Source organism: Gilliamella sp. WF3-4 (assembly GCF_001690275.1).
GTDB lineage: Bacteria > Pseudomonadota > Gammaproteobacteria > Enterobacterales > Orbaceae > Gilliamella > Gilliamella apicola_C.
Genome location: NZ_LZGW01000030.1, coordinates 143713 through 159429 on the forward strand (window position 1 = coordinate 143713; position 15717 = coordinate 159429).

19 protein-coding genes are annotated in these 15717 nt (G+C 37.0%); 16 read left to right on the top strand and 3 right to left on the bottom strand.

The features are described 5' to 3' along the window. Positions 1–11 precede the first annotated feature (11 nt). The 8 genes from A9G47_RS07030 to A9G47_RS07065 all read left to right on the top strand — a co-directional run bounded on the left by A9G47_RS07030 (position 12) and on the right by A9G47_RS07065 (position 5276). Positions 12–479 (top strand): flagellar basal body-associated FliL family protein, encoded by a 468-nt coding sequence (locus A9G47_RS07030; RefSeq protein ID WP_065642526.1) that lies wholly within the window; start codon positions 12–14, stop codon positions 477–479. A gap of 5 nt (positions 480–484) precedes the next feature. Continuing rightward, positions 485–1531 carry a flagellar motor switch protein FliM gene (fliM, locus tag A9G47_RS07035; protein ID WP_176700672.1) on the top strand — a complete coding sequence of 349 codons (1047 nt, stop codon included), beginning with the start codon at positions 485–487 and terminating at the stop codon, positions 1529–1531. Then, the gene (gene fliN, locus A9G47_RS07040) at positions 1524–1895 is read left to right on the top strand and encodes a flagellar motor switch protein FliN (RefSeq protein ID WP_065566388.1); all 372 of its coding nucleotides are present in this window, start codon (positions 1524–1526) and stop codon (positions 1893–1895) included. The genes fliM and fliN overlap by 8 nt, the downstream gene beginning before the upstream one ends. 20 nt (positions 1896–1915) lie before the next feature. Continuing rightward, positions 1916–2371 carry a flagellar biosynthetic protein FliO gene (gene fliO / locus A9G47_RS07045; RefSeq protein ID WP_065566387.1) on the top strand — a complete coding sequence of 152 codons (456 nt, stop codon included), beginning with the start codon at positions 1916–1918 and terminating at the stop codon, positions 2369–2371. A 6-nt stretch (positions 2372–2377) separates the two neighbouring features. Continuing rightward, positions 2378–3115 carry a flagellar type III secretion system pore protein FliP gene (gene fliP, locus A9G47_RS07050; RefSeq protein WP_065642527.1) on the top strand — a complete coding sequence of 246 codons (738 nt, stop codon included), beginning with the start codon at positions 2378–2380 and terminating at the stop codon, positions 3113–3115. An 8-nt stretch (positions 3116–3123) separates the two neighbouring features. Next, complete coding sequence (gene fliQ / locus A9G47_RS07055) at positions 3124–3393, top strand: flagellar biosynthesis protein FliQ (RefSeq protein WP_065566385.1); 270 nt, start codon at positions 3124–3126, stop codon at positions 3391–3393. Positions 3394–3398: 5 nt separating this feature from the next. Further along, positions 3399–4193: a flagellar biosynthetic protein FliR gene (fliR, locus tag A9G47_RS07060; RefSeq protein WP_065642528.1), complete on the top strand. Its 795-nt coding sequence runs from the start codon at positions 3399–3401 to the stop codon at positions 4191–4193. Between the two features lie 852 nt (positions 4194–5045). Then, positions 5046–5276, top strand: a complete 231-nt coding sequence (locus A9G47_RS07065) for a hypothetical protein (protein ID WP_141674831.1) — start codon at positions 5046–5048, stop codon at positions 5274–5276. Between the two features lie 99 nt (positions 5277–5375). On the opposite strand, the gene A9G47_RS07070 is transcribed toward A9G47_RS07065, so the two are convergent. Together A9G47_RS07070 and A9G47_RS07075 are read right to left on the bottom strand one after the other, a co-directional pair. Then, complete coding sequence (locus tag A9G47_RS07070) at positions 5376–5711, bottom strand: zinc ribbon domain-containing protein YjdM (protein ID WP_065566382.1); 336 nt, start codon at positions 5709–5711, stop codon at positions 5376–5378. Between the two features lie 273 nt (positions 5712–5984). Continuing rightward, complete coding sequence (locus A9G47_RS07075; RefSeq protein ID WP_065642530.1) at positions 5985–6254, bottom strand: IS3 family transposase; 270 nt, start codon at positions 6252–6254, stop codon at positions 5985–5987. 560 nt (positions 6255–6814) lie between these two features. Between A9G47_RS07075 and A9G47_RS07080 the strand changes: the two genes are divergently transcribed. Genes A9G47_RS07080 through A9G47_RS07115 form a run of 8 tightly spaced genes read left to right on the top strand, consistent with a single transcriptional unit; the run spans position 6815 to position 14889 of the window. Further along, positions 6815–7828, top strand: a complete 1014-nt coding sequence (locus tag A9G47_RS07080; RefSeq protein ID WP_218057356.1) for a 3-oxoacyl-[acyl-carrier-protein] synthase III C-terminal domain-containing protein — start codon at positions 6815–6817, stop codon at positions 7826–7828. Then, positions 7825–8832 carry an NAD-dependent epimerase/dehydratase family protein gene (locus A9G47_RS07085; protein WP_065566166.1) on the top strand — a complete coding sequence of 336 codons (1008 nt, stop codon included), beginning with the start codon at positions 7825–7827 and terminating at the stop codon, positions 8830–8832. Before A9G47_RS07080 ends, A9G47_RS07085 begins: the two co-directional genes overlap by 4 nt. A gap of 1 nt (position 8833) precedes the next feature. After that, the gene (locus A9G47_RS07090; RefSeq protein WP_065642531.1) at positions 8834–9640 is read left to right on the top strand and encodes an MBL fold metallo-hydrolase; all 807 of its coding nucleotides are present in this window, start codon (positions 8834–8836) and stop codon (positions 9638–9640) included. Continuing rightward, positions 9637–10926, top strand: coding sequence for a F390 synthetase-related protein (locus tag A9G47_RS07095; protein WP_065642532.1), 1290 nt, complete (start codon positions 9637–9639; stop codon positions 10924–10926). The genes A9G47_RS07090 and A9G47_RS07095 overlap by 4 nt, the downstream gene beginning before the upstream one ends. Then, complete coding sequence (locus A9G47_RS07100; RefSeq protein ID WP_218057446.1) at positions 10923–11543, top strand: phosphatase PAP2 family protein; 621 nt, start codon at positions 10923–10925, stop codon at positions 11541–11543. Before A9G47_RS07095 ends, A9G47_RS07100 begins: the two co-directional genes overlap by 4 nt. 10 nt (positions 11544–11553) lie before the next feature. Next, complete coding sequence (locus A9G47_RS07105; RefSeq protein WP_065566169.1) at positions 11554–12660, top strand: sterol desaturase family protein; 1107 nt, start codon at positions 11554–11556, stop codon at positions 12658–12660. After that, the gene (locus A9G47_RS07110; protein ID WP_065642533.1) at positions 12650–13774 is read left to right on the top strand and encodes a fatty acid desaturase family protein; all 1125 of its coding nucleotides are present in this window, start codon (positions 12650–12652) and stop codon (positions 13772–13774) included. The genes A9G47_RS07105 and A9G47_RS07110 overlap by 11 nt, the downstream gene beginning before the upstream one ends. Continuing rightward, positions 13774–14889: a fatty acid desaturase family protein gene (locus A9G47_RS07115; RefSeq protein WP_065642534.1), complete on the top strand. Its 1116-nt coding sequence runs from the start codon at positions 13774–13776 to the stop codon at positions 14887–14889. Before A9G47_RS07110 ends, A9G47_RS07115 begins: the two co-directional genes overlap by 1 nt. Positions 14890–15042: 153 nt before the next feature. Here A9G47_RS07115 and A9G47_RS07120 read toward each other — a convergent pair. Then, positions 15043–15717: EF-Tu/IF-2/RF-3 family GTPase (locus A9G47_RS07120; RefSeq protein WP_255309208.1), on the bottom strand; the 675-nt coding region annotated here is incomplete at its 5' end.

A 15717-nucleotide genomic window follows, 5' to 3' on the forward strand; every position in this document is an offset into this window, starting at 1 on the left:
CAAGAATAAATATGCCTACAACGTCTAAAAAAGTAAGTGCTTTAAATTTAATCCTTATTCTTATTACCCTATCAGCAATAGGTGCTACAGCTTATTTGTGGTTTCAAGGCTATCCCAAAGACACAACTAAAGTGCAAGAAGAGCCTGAAATCGTCTCGCCAGTATTTTTAACATTAAAACCGTTTACTATTTCATTGCCTGTTGCTGAAGATAATATTGAGATGACTAAAATCCTTTATGTCGGGGTGGTATTACGTGTTAATGATGAAAGTCAAAAAACAGTGCTATTAGATTATTTACCCGAAGTAAGAAGCGATATCCTCCTCCTTACTTCAAAGCAATATATTAATAAGCTAAAGCAAGAAACAGGCAAAATCGATTTACAAGAACAGATAAAAAATACGTTATCGCGAAAATATGATGCAAAACATTGGGTAAATATTGATGAAGTTTTATTTACTGATTTTATTATACGGTGATGACTATGCCTGATAAGCGCGAACCGAAACAAGATATGAATGAAAGCAGTGATGCTTTAACGCCAGATAATTTTGTTGTAGCTGAAGATGATAGCAATATTGATGCTTTGGCTACTTCGCTGCCTACAGGGAAAAAGTCCGATGTTAGACCTTATGATTTATCAGTCAAACATCGATTTATCCCTGAACGTTTAACGGCATTAGAGATCATTAATGAACGTTTTGCTCGGCAATTTCGAATTGGATTATTTAATCGATTACGCCGTAATACTGATGTGATTGCCTCTCCCGTTGAGCCGCACACGTTCAAAGAGTTTTCTGATATTTCATCAGCAAATCATTTGAATTTAGTGCACCTTAATCCATTAAGAGGGACTTGTTTATTTTCATTCTCACCTGAGCTAGTGTTTATTATCGTGGATTCATTGTTTGGCGGTGATGGGCATTTTTCCCAAATAGAAACCGAAGGGCGGGAATTTACACACACGGAACAGCAAATCATTAAACGAGTACTCGAGTTAGCATTAGGCATTTATCAAAATGCGTGGGCAGATATTTACGCCATTGAAACCGAATATATTCGATCTGAAATGCAAAGTAAATTTACCAATATTACCAGCTCACCAGATGATATTGTATTAACAACAAATTTTAAAGTTGAAGTCGGTCATAGCAAAGCAACATTTTGCGTTTGCATTCCTTATTCTATGGTAGAGCCTATTAAAGAGCTACTTATAAAACCGCCTATCGAGCAACAGAGTTATCAAGATGATAATATTTGGATGAGTTCACTAACAACGGGGATCAAGCAATCAACTGTCGAATTAGTCGCAAACTTTACCCGTATTCATATAACCGTTGCTAAATTATTATCCTTAAAAGTTGATGATATTTTAGTCATCGACAAACCCACCAATTTAGATGTCACTGTCGGTGGAGTGCCTGTGCTAAAGGGTCATTATGGTAAAGTGAATAAACAATATGCAATTCAAGTCGATCAGGTTATTAACCCTGTGATAGAACAATTGAATGAAGGAGTATCCCATGACTGACATCAAAGCAAATAACGACCAAAACCAAGCAACTGGTGATGATCTTATTACCAAAGAAGCAATTTTTGAAACATTATCACCGCAACAAACGGAAGAAAAAAAGCAAGATATTAATCTGATTTTAGATATTCCTGTTGATTTAAGTGTAGAGCTTGGTCGAACCAAGATAGCAATTAAAGATCTATTAAATTTAACACAAGGATCGGTAATTGCATTAGATGGGCTAGCAGGTGAACCATTGGATATATTGATTAACGGTTACTTAATTGCTCAAGGTGAAATTGTCGTTGTGGGCGATAACTATGGTGTGCGTATCACCGATATTATTACCCCATCAGAACGTGTACGAAGACTGAGTCGTTAATAGTGAAGATTGAGCCATTAATGGTAATGAAGCAAACTAATTTGGTTGAACCTGTAAATACTATAGCAAACACCAAAACGTTAACAAGCACCAAAACGTTGGCTCCGTCATCTTCTCCGTTAAATATTTATACCGAAGTAGGATCCTCAATGGGATCAACGCTTATCGTTGTCATTGGTTTTATTTTATTGTTAGGTTGGCTTGCCAAACGAATGAGCTGGAAAAAAAAGACCAATCAATGGATTGATGTCAAAGCCACATATAGCATTAGCCCCAAAGAACGTATGGTTGTGGTTCATGTTGATAACCAATTATTAGTGATTGGGGTTACATCTCAACAAATGACGTTATTACACACTATCAATGAACAACGCACTCAAGCACTGCTTTCGCAAAATACGACAGATACTACTTGTGTGAAAAGTAACGTATTTCAGCAGATATTACAATCCGCTTTAAAAGCAAAAAAGGAGTAACAACTAGTGCGGTTAAATTTTATTATTTTGCTCAGCTTATTGTTGCTAAGTTTATCATGCCATGCTGACTTATCTACGTTACCTGCCATATCCCAACCGATGAGTGATTGGCAAAATTGGTCATTACCTGTTGAAACCTTAGTCTTTTTGACATTGCTTACCTTCATTCCAGCAATTTTGTTATTAATGACCAGTTTCACACGTATTATTATTGTATTAGGTCTGTTACGTAATGCACTTGGTACGCAATCGGCACCACCCAATCAAGTTATTTTGGGCATTGCCCTATTTATGACCTATTTCATTATGTCCCCCGTGATTGATAACATTTATCAAGATGCTTATGTGCCGTATTCGCAAAATCAAATCACCATGCAAGAGGGCTTAACTCAAGCGGCTAAACCATTACAACAATTTATGCTTGCCCAAACACGAGAAACGGACTTAGCATTATTTGTTAACATGTCTCACCAAAATGATATTCAAACACGTGAAGATGTCCCTTTAAAAGTATTGGTTCCGGCTTTTGTTGTCAGTGAATTAAAAACAGCGTTTCAAATCGGTTTTACCATTTTTATTCCTTTCTTAGTGATAGATCTCGTGGTTGCAAGCACGCTCATGGCATTAGGCATGATGATGGTACCGCCAGCAACGGTGTCTTTACCATTTAAGTTAATGTTATTTGTGTTAGCCGATGGTTGGCACTTATTACTGGGCTCGTTAGCGCAAAGCTTTTTTAGTTGAATTACACTATGTCGCCCGAATATATTAGCACCTTAGCAATACAAGCAATAAAAGTCGCTGCATCACTGGCTGGACCGTTACTATTAGTTGCTTTAGTAACAGGATTAATCATTAGCTTATTACAAGCGGCCACACAAATTAACGAAATGACATTATCATTTATTCCCAAAATTATCGCGGTCGTTGTGGTTTTAATCCTATGGGGACCATCAATGCTATCAACCATGATTGATTATATGCAAACGGTCATTACCGATATTCCTAATTTAACCCGTTAAATTAAATGGATTTTAATAGTAATATTTTATTTAATATTGATTTCTTTGCTTGGGCTAAAGATGGCTTTTTCCCCTTTGTGCGCATTTTAGCGTTGATTATGGTTGCCCCTATTTTGGGAGAAAAAGAGATCCCCAACCGCGTAAAAATAAGCTTGGCATTACTTATTGCAATTGCTTTGCCACTTCCACATCTTGATGAACATATTAAAATATACTCTTTTATTGGCATATGGATGATTGCACAGCAAATAATGATTGGCGTGCTTATTGGTTTTACTATGCAGTTAGCATTTATGACGGTGCGATTTGCCGGCGAATTAATTGGTATGCAAATGGGACTTGGAATGGCCACCTTTTTTGATCCTATTGGCGGTCCATCTACATCGGTATTATCACGCTTAATTAACATTATTGCACTGCTAATCTTTCTTAGTGTTGATGGTCATTTATGGTTGTTATACGGCATAGCAAACAGTTTTGATATTATTCCCATCGCAGTAATGCCATTACAAGCAAACGGATACTTAGCTTTAATTGATGTCAGTAAACTATTATTTATCAACGGGATAATGTTAGCACTTCCCTTAATGACATTGTTGCTAATCGTCAATATATCATTAGGGCTACTTAATAGAATAACGCCACAACTCTCTATTTTTGTTGTCGGCTATCCAGCTACATTATTATTAGGATTGCTCATGCTAACTTACTTAATTTCAGCATTGCCCACCTTTGCTACATTTGTCTTTGAACAAATGTTTGAACAAATTTCTACTCTATTGCGATATTTCAGCCAATAAAAACACTAAGTCAATTTGAGATCTGTGCTATTTCGGGTGTTTGAAGCGCTATTAATAAAATAAGCTATGGCTACCATGTGCTACCATGCTAAAACCAAAAAATTTTCTGTAAAATCCCCCTGTGCTTTAAGCATGGCTACAAAATGGAGGCTTTGACAACCGATCTTTGCCACTTGGTTTTAACGCAACGATGCTAATTTATTCTAGGCAAAGCAGTGCCTTGCAAACATGCTTGTTTGCTGTGCTTACTTTATACCATCGGTAGCTATATTCTCACGCCAAATAAGCACGGTGTTAATCTTTAAAAAACTCTAATAAAATCAATTGGTTTTCTGAATTCTTTTTTAAGTAGCAAAATACCTTATTTTTAGTCATTCAACGCCATGTTTGAGGCAAAATATTTGGCACTAAATCGCCTAAATCTAATCTGTTAGCAATCATTTATTTATCAGCAAAAAACCAAATGCAGGAAGAAAAGTTATCTTAAAATAACAAGATAACTAAAAAATAGCATAGAAAAACGATTGATTTTCATAAAAAGAAAAAATTCAATAAAATCAATGGGTTTTCTGAATGGCTTTTAAGCACTAAAATGACTGATAAGAATAAAATCAACATGTTGATTATTAAAGCTAATTAATTTAGCTAATCATTGTGATTATAAGCCAAGCAAAATAAGCGGTATTTTGCTGTTATCGTTAATATATAATTTTTACAACTTAATGGCGTGTAATTACTATGGGTAAAGAGCAAGAATGAATAAAACAAGCCGAAAGGCTCGCTTTACTTCCAGATTCAGAAAAGCCATTCGATCAACTTATGGATCTACTTAACAACGAAACCGATCTTGAAATGAGATCCCGGGTTGTGGCTTTTTACTCTATCGCTCTTGAAGAAGCGTTATATCCCAATGATCATTTTAAGATGCTTAATAATAAGATTCGCCGACTACTGAATACGTATCCACTACCTGATGATGCCGAAGCGCAATTAGACCGTTTAATAGAACAAGCCGATAACAAGCAGGGTAAATTTTTATTAAGTCAATCTCACGAAGCCCTCTTCGTTTTACGTCATGAATAATTAACTAGAAGCTTATTTTATGTTAACTATTCCTATTCATATTGGTTAAACCAATGTGAATAGGATATTTAACTCGACTTTTGAACTGAATCTTTCTAATTAAGCTTTTTTCACAAAGCAAGCTTTAAGCATAATTTTCATACCATCGACTTTACAATCGATCTCATGATCACCGTCTACTAAACGAATGCCTTTGGCTTTAGCACCTTTTTTCAGCACAGTTGACGATCCTTTTAATTTAAGATCTTTAATTAAAATAATATCATCACCATCAGCAAGTAAATTACCATTACTATCTTTTACTTGTAATTCACCATCAGTGGCTACAACTTCGTTTGGATCCCATTCATGAGCACATTCAGGGCAAACATAAAATGAACCATCATGATAAGTGTGTTCAGATTGGCAAACAGGGCAATTAGGTATAGATTCCATAATTAAGATTCATCCAAATTAAATAAAATGGCGCCTACTATAGCAAAAAAATGCTATTAAGTCATGAATGATAGCTGTTTGGTTGCAATGGATAATCTAAAAAAATTGACAAATTAGCCAATTATTTTAGAGATAAATAAACTACTATTATCGGCTATGATAAACCAAGATATGTATAATAATGGCTAGAATAGCAGCACATTTTTAAACGAAAAATTAAGGGGTAAGTGTTTTTTTTAATTAGACGGGAGGCAAGTAGCCTAACGAAGAATGTCATCGTTGATTATTATACCAACAGGCATAAGCCGAAAAAGCGCACTGTAACTGAGTCATGGCGTTGAAACGTTGGCCTTTTACAAACTCTGTTTTAATTGTTTTCAATGTCGCATCGGCTACTGTATTGCCATCAGGACTTCCTTTCTTGTTTAATGAATGTGTGATATTAAATACCTTAAAACAATCCTCTAATAACCAGTTATCAAACTCTGCCGTTTTATGTTTACCAACATGATAACCGATAATCTGTCTATCGGGTAAATTCATCAAAAACACATAAGTAATGCCAACGTTGATTAATGCGTATATAAGTTAAATTTGCAACAACATTTTGCTTTTTATCATCTACGTCAAATTGCCGTTGTCAACGATTCTTTTTGGCTGTTTGATTCACTTCTGTATTATGAGGTTTATAACGTTTAATGGTGTTATTTTGATACGCACAATAAGGATTTTATTATCCGCGCAATAACTTTTGTTCTTATGGACTGTGATTATCTTTTGTTTTAAATAAGCCACTTTAACGGGCTTACATTACCCAACGGTCCCATGCTGATGGTGTCAAATTATATTCTGCAACGATTTCACAACGTGATTTACCGTGTTGATAAAGACTGATGATTTGGTATTTAAAATCATCATTGAATGTTCGCTTTTTTCGTTTAATCTTATTTATATTAGCTTCTTTTTTAATTGTGGTAAGTTTACCTTATCTCTTATAAAAAGTGTGGGCCGACCCACTAATAACCTGTAGTTTAAAAAAAGTTTATTAGAATTAAATAGAGTACTATAATAATTGGTACAGGATAGTTTTTGGAGTATAGCTTTTGTTAAAAGACAATGAAGTGCTAAACAAAACGGTAGTCCCTATCAAAATTATTTCAACCGGTATTGCTTTACCGCCAAATAAACTTGATGCGGAAGAATTAGATAAAAGGCTGAATAAACCTGCTGGTTATTCGCTTAAGCGTTCAGGTATCCTTTATCGCTATCACGCTGATCAGCAATTGAGTCAAGCCGATTTAGCCGCCCAAGCGATTAATGATGCGTTAATGCGTTGTGATATAGACGCAAAATCGATTGATTTATTAATTTCAGCTTGTGCACTTCCTGTTCAAGCCCTACCATATACCGCAACCCATATTCTAAAAGCCAGTTCACTTTCCAAAAATATTACCTGCTTTGATGTTAATGGCAGTTGTGTGAGCTTTATTAGTGCGTTACAAGTGGCTGCTGGGCTATTAAATTCTGGTGCTTATAAGCGAATCGCTATTGTTTCGGCAGATTTGGCTTCACGAGGGTTAGATTGGCAAGATGAAGAATCTTCATTTATCTTTGGTGATGGCGCTGCTTGTGCTATTGTCGAACAAGGGGATGGTCGCAGTGGTATTCTTTCTTGTTTGTTAGAGACTTATACCGATGGTATTGATCTATGTGAAATTCGCGGTGGCGGGAGCCGCCGAAATTTTAGAACTGGGATGGATGAAACCGATTGTCTTTTCCATATGCAGGGTAAGCCATTATTTAAACTGGTATCTTCGTTAATTGAGCCATATTTAGCTCGCTTATTAAATCAAGCTGGTTTAACTCTTGCCGATATTGCTACGGTTATTCCTCATCAAGCTAGCCATTTGTCTTTAGAACATATGCGTAAACGACTTAATGTTTCAAGTGACGTGCTAATTGATATCTACCGCTTTCGCGGTAATCAAGTGGCAGCTTCGATACCTAGTGCATTGCATGAAGCAATAATAACTAAACGATTTAATTCTGGCAAACCTGCCATGTTGATAGGTACTGCTGCTGGGGTCACTTTAGGGGGAATGATTTTATTGCCATGAGATTTTTAGTTACTGGTGCGACCAGTGGTTTAGGTCGTAATGCAGTTGAGTGGTTGCTTAAACAAGGTCATCAAGTGCATGCGACAGGGCGCAATAATGAGGTGGGAAAGCAACTTATTGCGCTAGGTGCTACGTTTACTCAGCTTGATTTAGTCACGGCGAGCAAAATGGATTATCACCAATTATTGAGAGATTGTGATATAGTTTGGCATTGTGCTGCGTTATCATCCCCTTGGGGGAATTATGAATGGTTTTATCAGGCGAATGTTTTAGTGACCTCACAATTAGCCGATATTGCAGGGCAACTTGGGATTAAGCGCTTTATTCATGTATCCACGCCATCGATCTATTTTGATTTTAAATCCCACCGTCATATTTCTGAAGAATATCGAGCTAAACGGTTTGCTAATCATTATGCTGATACCAAATATCAAGCCGAACAGCATATTCAAACATGTGTTACACGCTATCGTGAAACTGTTTATCTAATATTAAGACCGAGAGGTATATTTGGACCACATGATCGTGTGATTATTCCTCGTATGCTTGCATTATTAAAACGTACTGGCGGTATATTATATTTGCCAGCAGGAGGGCAAGCTTATTTGGATCTTACCTTTGTGCTAAATGTAGTTTATGCTTTATTTGTGGCCTCAACTCAGCAGCAAGTATTGTCGGGTGAAGCCTTTAATATTACCAATCAACAACCATGTCAGCTTAATCAATTATTAAAGGCGTTGTTAACCGATCAATTGCAACTCGATTATAAAATTCGCTCGCTCCCTTATCCACTACTTTACGGTATCGCTACTGTGCTTGAGGGGGTATCGGCTTTAACTCATAAAGAACCACTACTAACGCGTTATAGCGTTGGTACATTATATTTTGATATGACTTTAAGCCAACAACAGGCGATTGAACGTTTAGGTTATCAACCTTTATATGATCTTAATGAAAGCATTACGCTGACAGCGCGCTGGTTACAGGAAAGTGGAATGGTATAAGATGGCTAAAATAATCCCATTTAAAGCTGGATACTGTACTCATATTGCGTGTATGGTTATGCGGGGTGCTGGATTTCATGTTTGCCAGTTTCCTGCACGTGCTTGGCTAATTGAGGTTGATGGCTATCGCTGGTTGTGGGATACTGGATATGCTGAGTATTTTCAACAATATACCCAATCGGGCATATTCAAACTTTATCAAAAAACCACCCCAGTTTATCTAAAGCAAGGCGAATCATTAAAAGCGCAATTTGCGACTTTGGGTATTGAGCTTGCCAGTATACAAAATGTGATTATCTCACATTTTCATGGTGATCATATTGCGGGATTGAAAGATTTTATTCACAGCCGTTTTATTTGTTCCCAAAAAGGTTGGCAAACGGTCAAACCGCTATATGGCTTTTTTGCCCTTAAGCAAGGTTTTGTTCCCGATCTTATTCCTGATGATTTTGAACAGCGTGTTAGTTTTTTAGAACAATTTGAGTGTTGCACTTTAGCACCTGAGTTATCTCCTTTTACGCATGGCTATATTTTACCTAATAGCAAAAAGCAGGTAATTTTAGTGCCTTTACCTGGTCATGCAGCTGGTCACATTGGCGCATTTATCTTGACTGATGAGGGGTGGACACTTTTGGCTAGCGATGCAGCATGGGTTAAAGCTAATTATAAAGAGTTAAAAAAGCCGTCTCGTTTGGCGCAACTCATTATGGACGATCCACGCGCCTATCATCAAACCCTTAATCAACTACACCAACTTTCTTATCAACCTAATGTTACCATTTATTTAAGCCATGAGGATGAACAATGAGGCTACTAAAAATACTTTGGTATTATTGGCGCACCAAACGCTTAACATTTAGCTGCCGAGCAGATCTTGAAGCATATCAACGCAAACAATTAGAAAAATTTAAACAGCGGGTATTAAGCAAAAGCCCTTACTTTAGTCGATTTATTAAACAACCTTTTGATACTTGGCCACTGATGAACAAACAATTGATGATGGCGAATTTTGATCAAATGAATACCGCAAATCTTAATAGCCAAGCGTTATTGGCATTAGCCCAACAAAGCGAGCAAAAGCGCGATTTTAGCGCCAAAATGGGTAAGTTTAGTGTGGGATTATCTTCAGGAACTTCAGGGCAACGAGGGATTTTTGTGGTTAGTCCAAAAGAACAACAAATTTGGGCTGGAGGCATACTGGCAAAAATGTTACCACGCGGGTTATGGAAAGAAGAACGTGTTGCACTGTTTTTAAGAGCTGATAATCATCTTTATCATAGTACTAAAAGTCATCGATTGACCTTTCGTTTTTACGGGTTGTTTGATAATTTTCAACAACAGATCCAATCGCTGGATGACTATCAACCAACTATTATTATTGCCCCTGCACAGGTACTGCGCGCTCTTGCAACTGAAAAACTCAACGACAAGTTAACAGTCAATCCTATTTTAGTGATATCTGTCGCAGAAGTGCTCGAAGAACAAGATAAAAAACTTATCAAACAAGCGTTTAATCAGCTCGCTGAAGTTTATCAAGCCACCGAAGGATTTCTTGCTGCAACCTGTCCACTCGGCACTTTGCATTTAAATGAAGAGTTTATCTATATTGAACCTCATTGGTTAGATGAAGATCGTTTTATACCAATTATCACCGATTTTACTCGGCAAACACAGCCTATCGTACGTTATCAATTAGATGATATTTTAGTTCGTAGCCAAACGCCATGCCAATGTGGTTGGCAAGGTATGGCGATTTCACATATTGAGGGGCGATGCGATGATCAGCTTGTATTAACAGATCAACATGGGAAACCATTAACCATTTTTGCTGATTATTGTAGTCGAGTAATAGCCAATACCTTACCGCTAACCTGTGATTACCGCCTGATTCAGCACAACGATCAATGTATTGAACTCATTGGCAGTTGCTCAAAAGAACAGTTAAGCCAGTGTCAGCAGGCATTAACGGCTCATTTTATTCAACAAGGTGCCAAGGTTGATGCGCTAAGCTGGAAGCTTACGTCAGTTGTTACACTACCCAAAGACTTTGCACAAAAAAGACGGCGGATCATTCGTGAGCGAGGTAGCCAATGAAGTTAATAAAGCCTTGTCTTATGCGATTAGCCTATTTATTGTTCGGATGGCTTAGTGTGGGGGTATTTTATCGTAGTGCGGGTGAGCTACAAGGCGAGCCGACATTACTTACCCCTTCGATAATTGACCAATCGATTGCCTTTACACCTCATGCTATTTGGTTTTATCTTTCGTTCTTTTTGATCATCCCAATTTGTTTTTTAGTCGCTCCTTATCATCGCTTACTTTGGATGTCTACCTGTTTTATATTAAGTGGCTTTCTTGCAGGGCTTTGTTACCTTATTTTTCCGACCTCGATGGATTTTCCTGTCGATACTGGTACTTCAATTAGTTCTTGGCTATTAGCCAAGCTGATTGATATTGATGTTCCTGTTAACTGCTTTCCTTCGTTACATATTACTTTAACCTTGCTTGCAATTTGGGGGAGTTTAGATAAGTATCATCCTCTGCGTAATATATTATTAGTTCTGTGGGGCATAGCCATTGCTTTTTCGATTATCCAACTTAGGCGGCACTTGTTTGTTGATTTTCTTGGTGGGATCGCATTAGCGTTGATGGTGGGGTATGGTGTGCGTTACGGCTCTTCTTATTTAATTAAACAAAATTTAGAACAATAGGAATCTTATTATGTTGGATTTAGTTTTACCTTTTGTGATAATGTTAATCTTGATTGTTGCAGAAGCTTTCGTTTTACAATATATAAAAAAAGTAACCGTTAACTGGTCTGATATTATTTTTAATTTAAACTCAGGGCATTTAATGCTTTGGTTGTTTCGTGGGCTTGAATTAGTCTGCTACCATTTTGTTTATACGCATTTTAGCTTTAATCTGTTTATCCATGTGCCGATCATTTTAACTTGGATATTTACCTTATTGGCTTGGGATTTTGGTTTTTATTGGGAACACCGTTTACATCATAAAATACCCCTATTGTGGGCAATTCACATGGTGCATCATCAAGGCGAACATTTTAATTTATCTTTAGCTATCCGTAATTCGTGGTATTCATCGCTTACTTCAATCCCATTTTTTGCCTTATTGGCTATTGCAGGCGTTCCAACACCAATTTTTATTGCCGTGTCGATCTTTCATTATTCGATTCAATTTTTTAATCACAATGCTGTCACCCCAAAACTAGGTCTATTAGAAAAGATTTTGGTTACGCCAACGCATCATAAAGTCCATCACCTTAAAGACCATTATTATGCTAATCATAATTTTTCAGGGTCATTTATATTCTGGGATAAGCTTTTCGGTACGTTTGAAACAACGCCTGTCGATAAAACGATTACCTATGGTAGCCATGGCATTATGTCACAAAATCCTTTTTGGGCTAGCATGTTACCTTTTATGGCATTATTCAACATTCCTTATTCCCCTAGTTTATCCCGTTATCGCTTACCGCATGGTTTATTAGTGAGTGGTGGTTTAGTTCTATTTGGCTTGGTATTAAGCTACGTCTATGATTATGGCTACGGTTACCATAATGTTACCATGACGCAGTATCTATTATTTGGCAGTTTGGTATTGGGTAGTATTGCCTTAGGAGGCATGGCGGAAGGCAAACATTGGGGAATAGTTAGTTGGTTTGTCTTGTGCTGGTTGATTCCTCTATTTTTTGCCATCTTTTGGCAATGGCCACCATTTTACTGGCTATTATTTGCAAGCTTGATGACAATACATGGCTCAATCACTTATGTTATGTGGCTTATAGGAAAATATCATGTCAACTAAACCGTTACCTAAGTTACACTACACCAATAATGATGAACCATTTCATCAAGAATTAATGGCAGAAGCTGAAGCTTATTTGGCTCAAAAAGGCGATCATCGTTTTGCTAATAGCACATTATTGTTTAAGAATTTCTTATTATTATTCCTTTGTGCTGTATGTTATTTCTTCAGTTTACATCAAGTGACTATCGGGTTATTTGCGCTTTATTATTTTGGTTTTGTTATGTCAGCCATGCTAGCCAATATTAATGCACAACATGATGCTTGCCATAATGTCTTTTTTCGAACTCGACTAGCGAATCGCATTTTTGGGCGATTGGTGACATTACCTTTGGGTATTGATCCACATTATTGGCAAGTTAGGCATGTTGATTATCATCATATTTATCCTAATATCGACAAATACGATCTTGATATGGAAGAGAATGGGGTCTTTCGCCAAACGTCATTTCAAAAATGGTACCCACACATGCGATTTCAGTCGTTTTATTGGCCTTTTATTGCTGGGTTATCATTACCTTATATTGCATGGGTATTTGATTGGTCTGATCAATTAGGTAAAACTGCGCTAGCATCAGATAAAAAAAACTTAACCAGTCTCACAGGATGGGGGTTATTTTTAGGTAGCAAAATTTTGCATTTCATCATAGCCCTAATGCTACCGATATTTATTTTATCTTCGGCGGGTATTAGCTGGTATGGTGTACTATCGGTTTATCTTATCACACAAATGCTTTCATCCTTAATTGTTGTGTGTTTACTCTTAGGGACACATTGGGCCGATCCTGCATTTTATACGGCACCCAAAGATGGCAAAATAGAGCATGGTTGGTATTACCAGCAATTTACTACCTGCTGTGATTGGTACCCATCTCCCAAAATATTTAACGAATTATTAGGTGGGGTAAATTTACATCTTACTCATCATCTGTTTCCAGGATGGAGCCATCGCCATTATCCAGCGTTAATGCTAATTGTTGAACGATTAGCACAAAAGTATCAATTACCTTATCGCAGGTTAGGCTATCTTGAGTTACTTACTCAACAGCAACAATTTATCCGTAAAATGGCACAAAATCCGAATAAACAAACTTCCTATTCAGAGTCAGACTAATGCAAAAGCCACAATCACAGCCGCAACCACAACAGCCCACACTACGGTTTAGTAATGAGCAAGATATATTATTGCGAGAAGCATTAAATACGGCAGCAAAAGATTATTTATTTTCCCAAAATGATCATCGTTATGCAAATAGTGGCATGTATTTAAAGTTAGGTTTACTCTTAGTTCTGTGTATAGGATTTTACTGTTGCGCGTTTTTTCAACAATCAGCGTATCTATTCTCTCTTTACTATTTTATGTTTAGTTCGCTCGCCCTACTATTAGCGATTAATGTGGTGCATGACGCATCACATAATGTATTTTTTAAATCAAGCAACGCAAATACTTGGCTTAATCGACTAATTACCATTCCACTTGGGATTGATCCAGAATGCTGGCGTATTCGTCATGTTGTGCAGCATCATCCTTTTACTAATATTGAACATTATGATCTAGATATTGAGTATAATGGCGTGCTTAGGCAAACACCTTTCCAAGTGCACCATTGGTTTATGCGTTATCAGCATTATTACTGGCCATTAGTGGCAGGAATGACCTTTCCTGCAATTATTTGGTGGTTTGATTGGCAAGATCGGTTAGGCTTAAATTTTGATAAAAACAAATTTACCCATCATGGCATAGTTGGTTGGTTTGCCTTTTTGGTTATTAAGGCTTTACATGTTAGTTTGGCTATTGTTATTCCGGTATATATTTGTCCTCAATTTAGTTTATGGTTTATTCTCATTGTCTATGGTTTAAGTCAATTTTTTGCTTCACTGATTTTTGTCATACTGATTCTTGGTACCCACTGGGCAAAAGCGACCTTTTATCAAGCGCCCGAACATGGTCTTATGCCACATGGTTCGATACAACATGTATTTAATACTACGCTTAATTGGCGATTAAAGTTTCCCATTTTAGAATATTGGTTAGGTGGATTAAATTTACATCTAACTCACCATATATATCCTGGTTTCAGCCATCGTCACTATCAACACCTGACGAAAATTATTCAACAAATTGCCAAGCAACATCAGATTGATTATCACGAAATCACCTTATATGAACTATTTGTGCAACAGCAAGTCTTTTTAAAAAAAATGGGAAAAGCACAGCGAATGGATTGATTGTAACTTTATGTAAATATTTGATTTTATTTTTAAAGTTATCTATTGTGCTTCATGGATATGATCGATGGTTATCAAAAAAGTGCACATTGTGCACTTTTTTGATTGATGGTAAAGAGTAACAGTTGGTTACTCTTTATAGTAGCAGGCAGATTATTTAATAACCTTAGCAACCACACCAGCACCAACAGTACGGCCACCTTCACGAATCGCAAAACGTAAACCTTCAGCCATCGCGATTGGGTGAATTAATGATACTGTCATTTTGATGTTGTCACCAGGCATTACCATTTCTACGCCTTCTGGTAATTCAATAGTACCCGTTACGTCAGTTGTACGGAAGTAGAACTGTGGACGGTAACCTTTGAAGAATGGAGTATGACGACCACCTTCATCTTTACTTAAGATATACACTTCTGATTCAAAATCAGTATGTGGAGTGATTGAACCTGGTTTTGCAAGTACTTGACCACGTTCGATTTCTTCACGTTTTGTACCACGTAGTAATACACCAACGTTTTCACCTGCACGACCTTCGTCAAGTAATTTACGGAACATTTCAACACCAGTACAAGTAGTTTTAGTTGTTGGTTTGATACCAACGATTTCAACTTCTTCACCCACTTTGATGATACCGCGTTCAACACGACCAGTTACTACTGTACCACGACCTGAAATTGAGAATACGTCTTCAATTGGTAATAGGAATGGTTTGTCAATATCACGCTCTGGCTCTGGGATGTAGCTGTCTAATGCTTCAGCTAATTCAACAATTTTGTCTTCCCACGCTGCTTCGCCTTCTAATGCTTTAAGCGCTGAACCACGGAT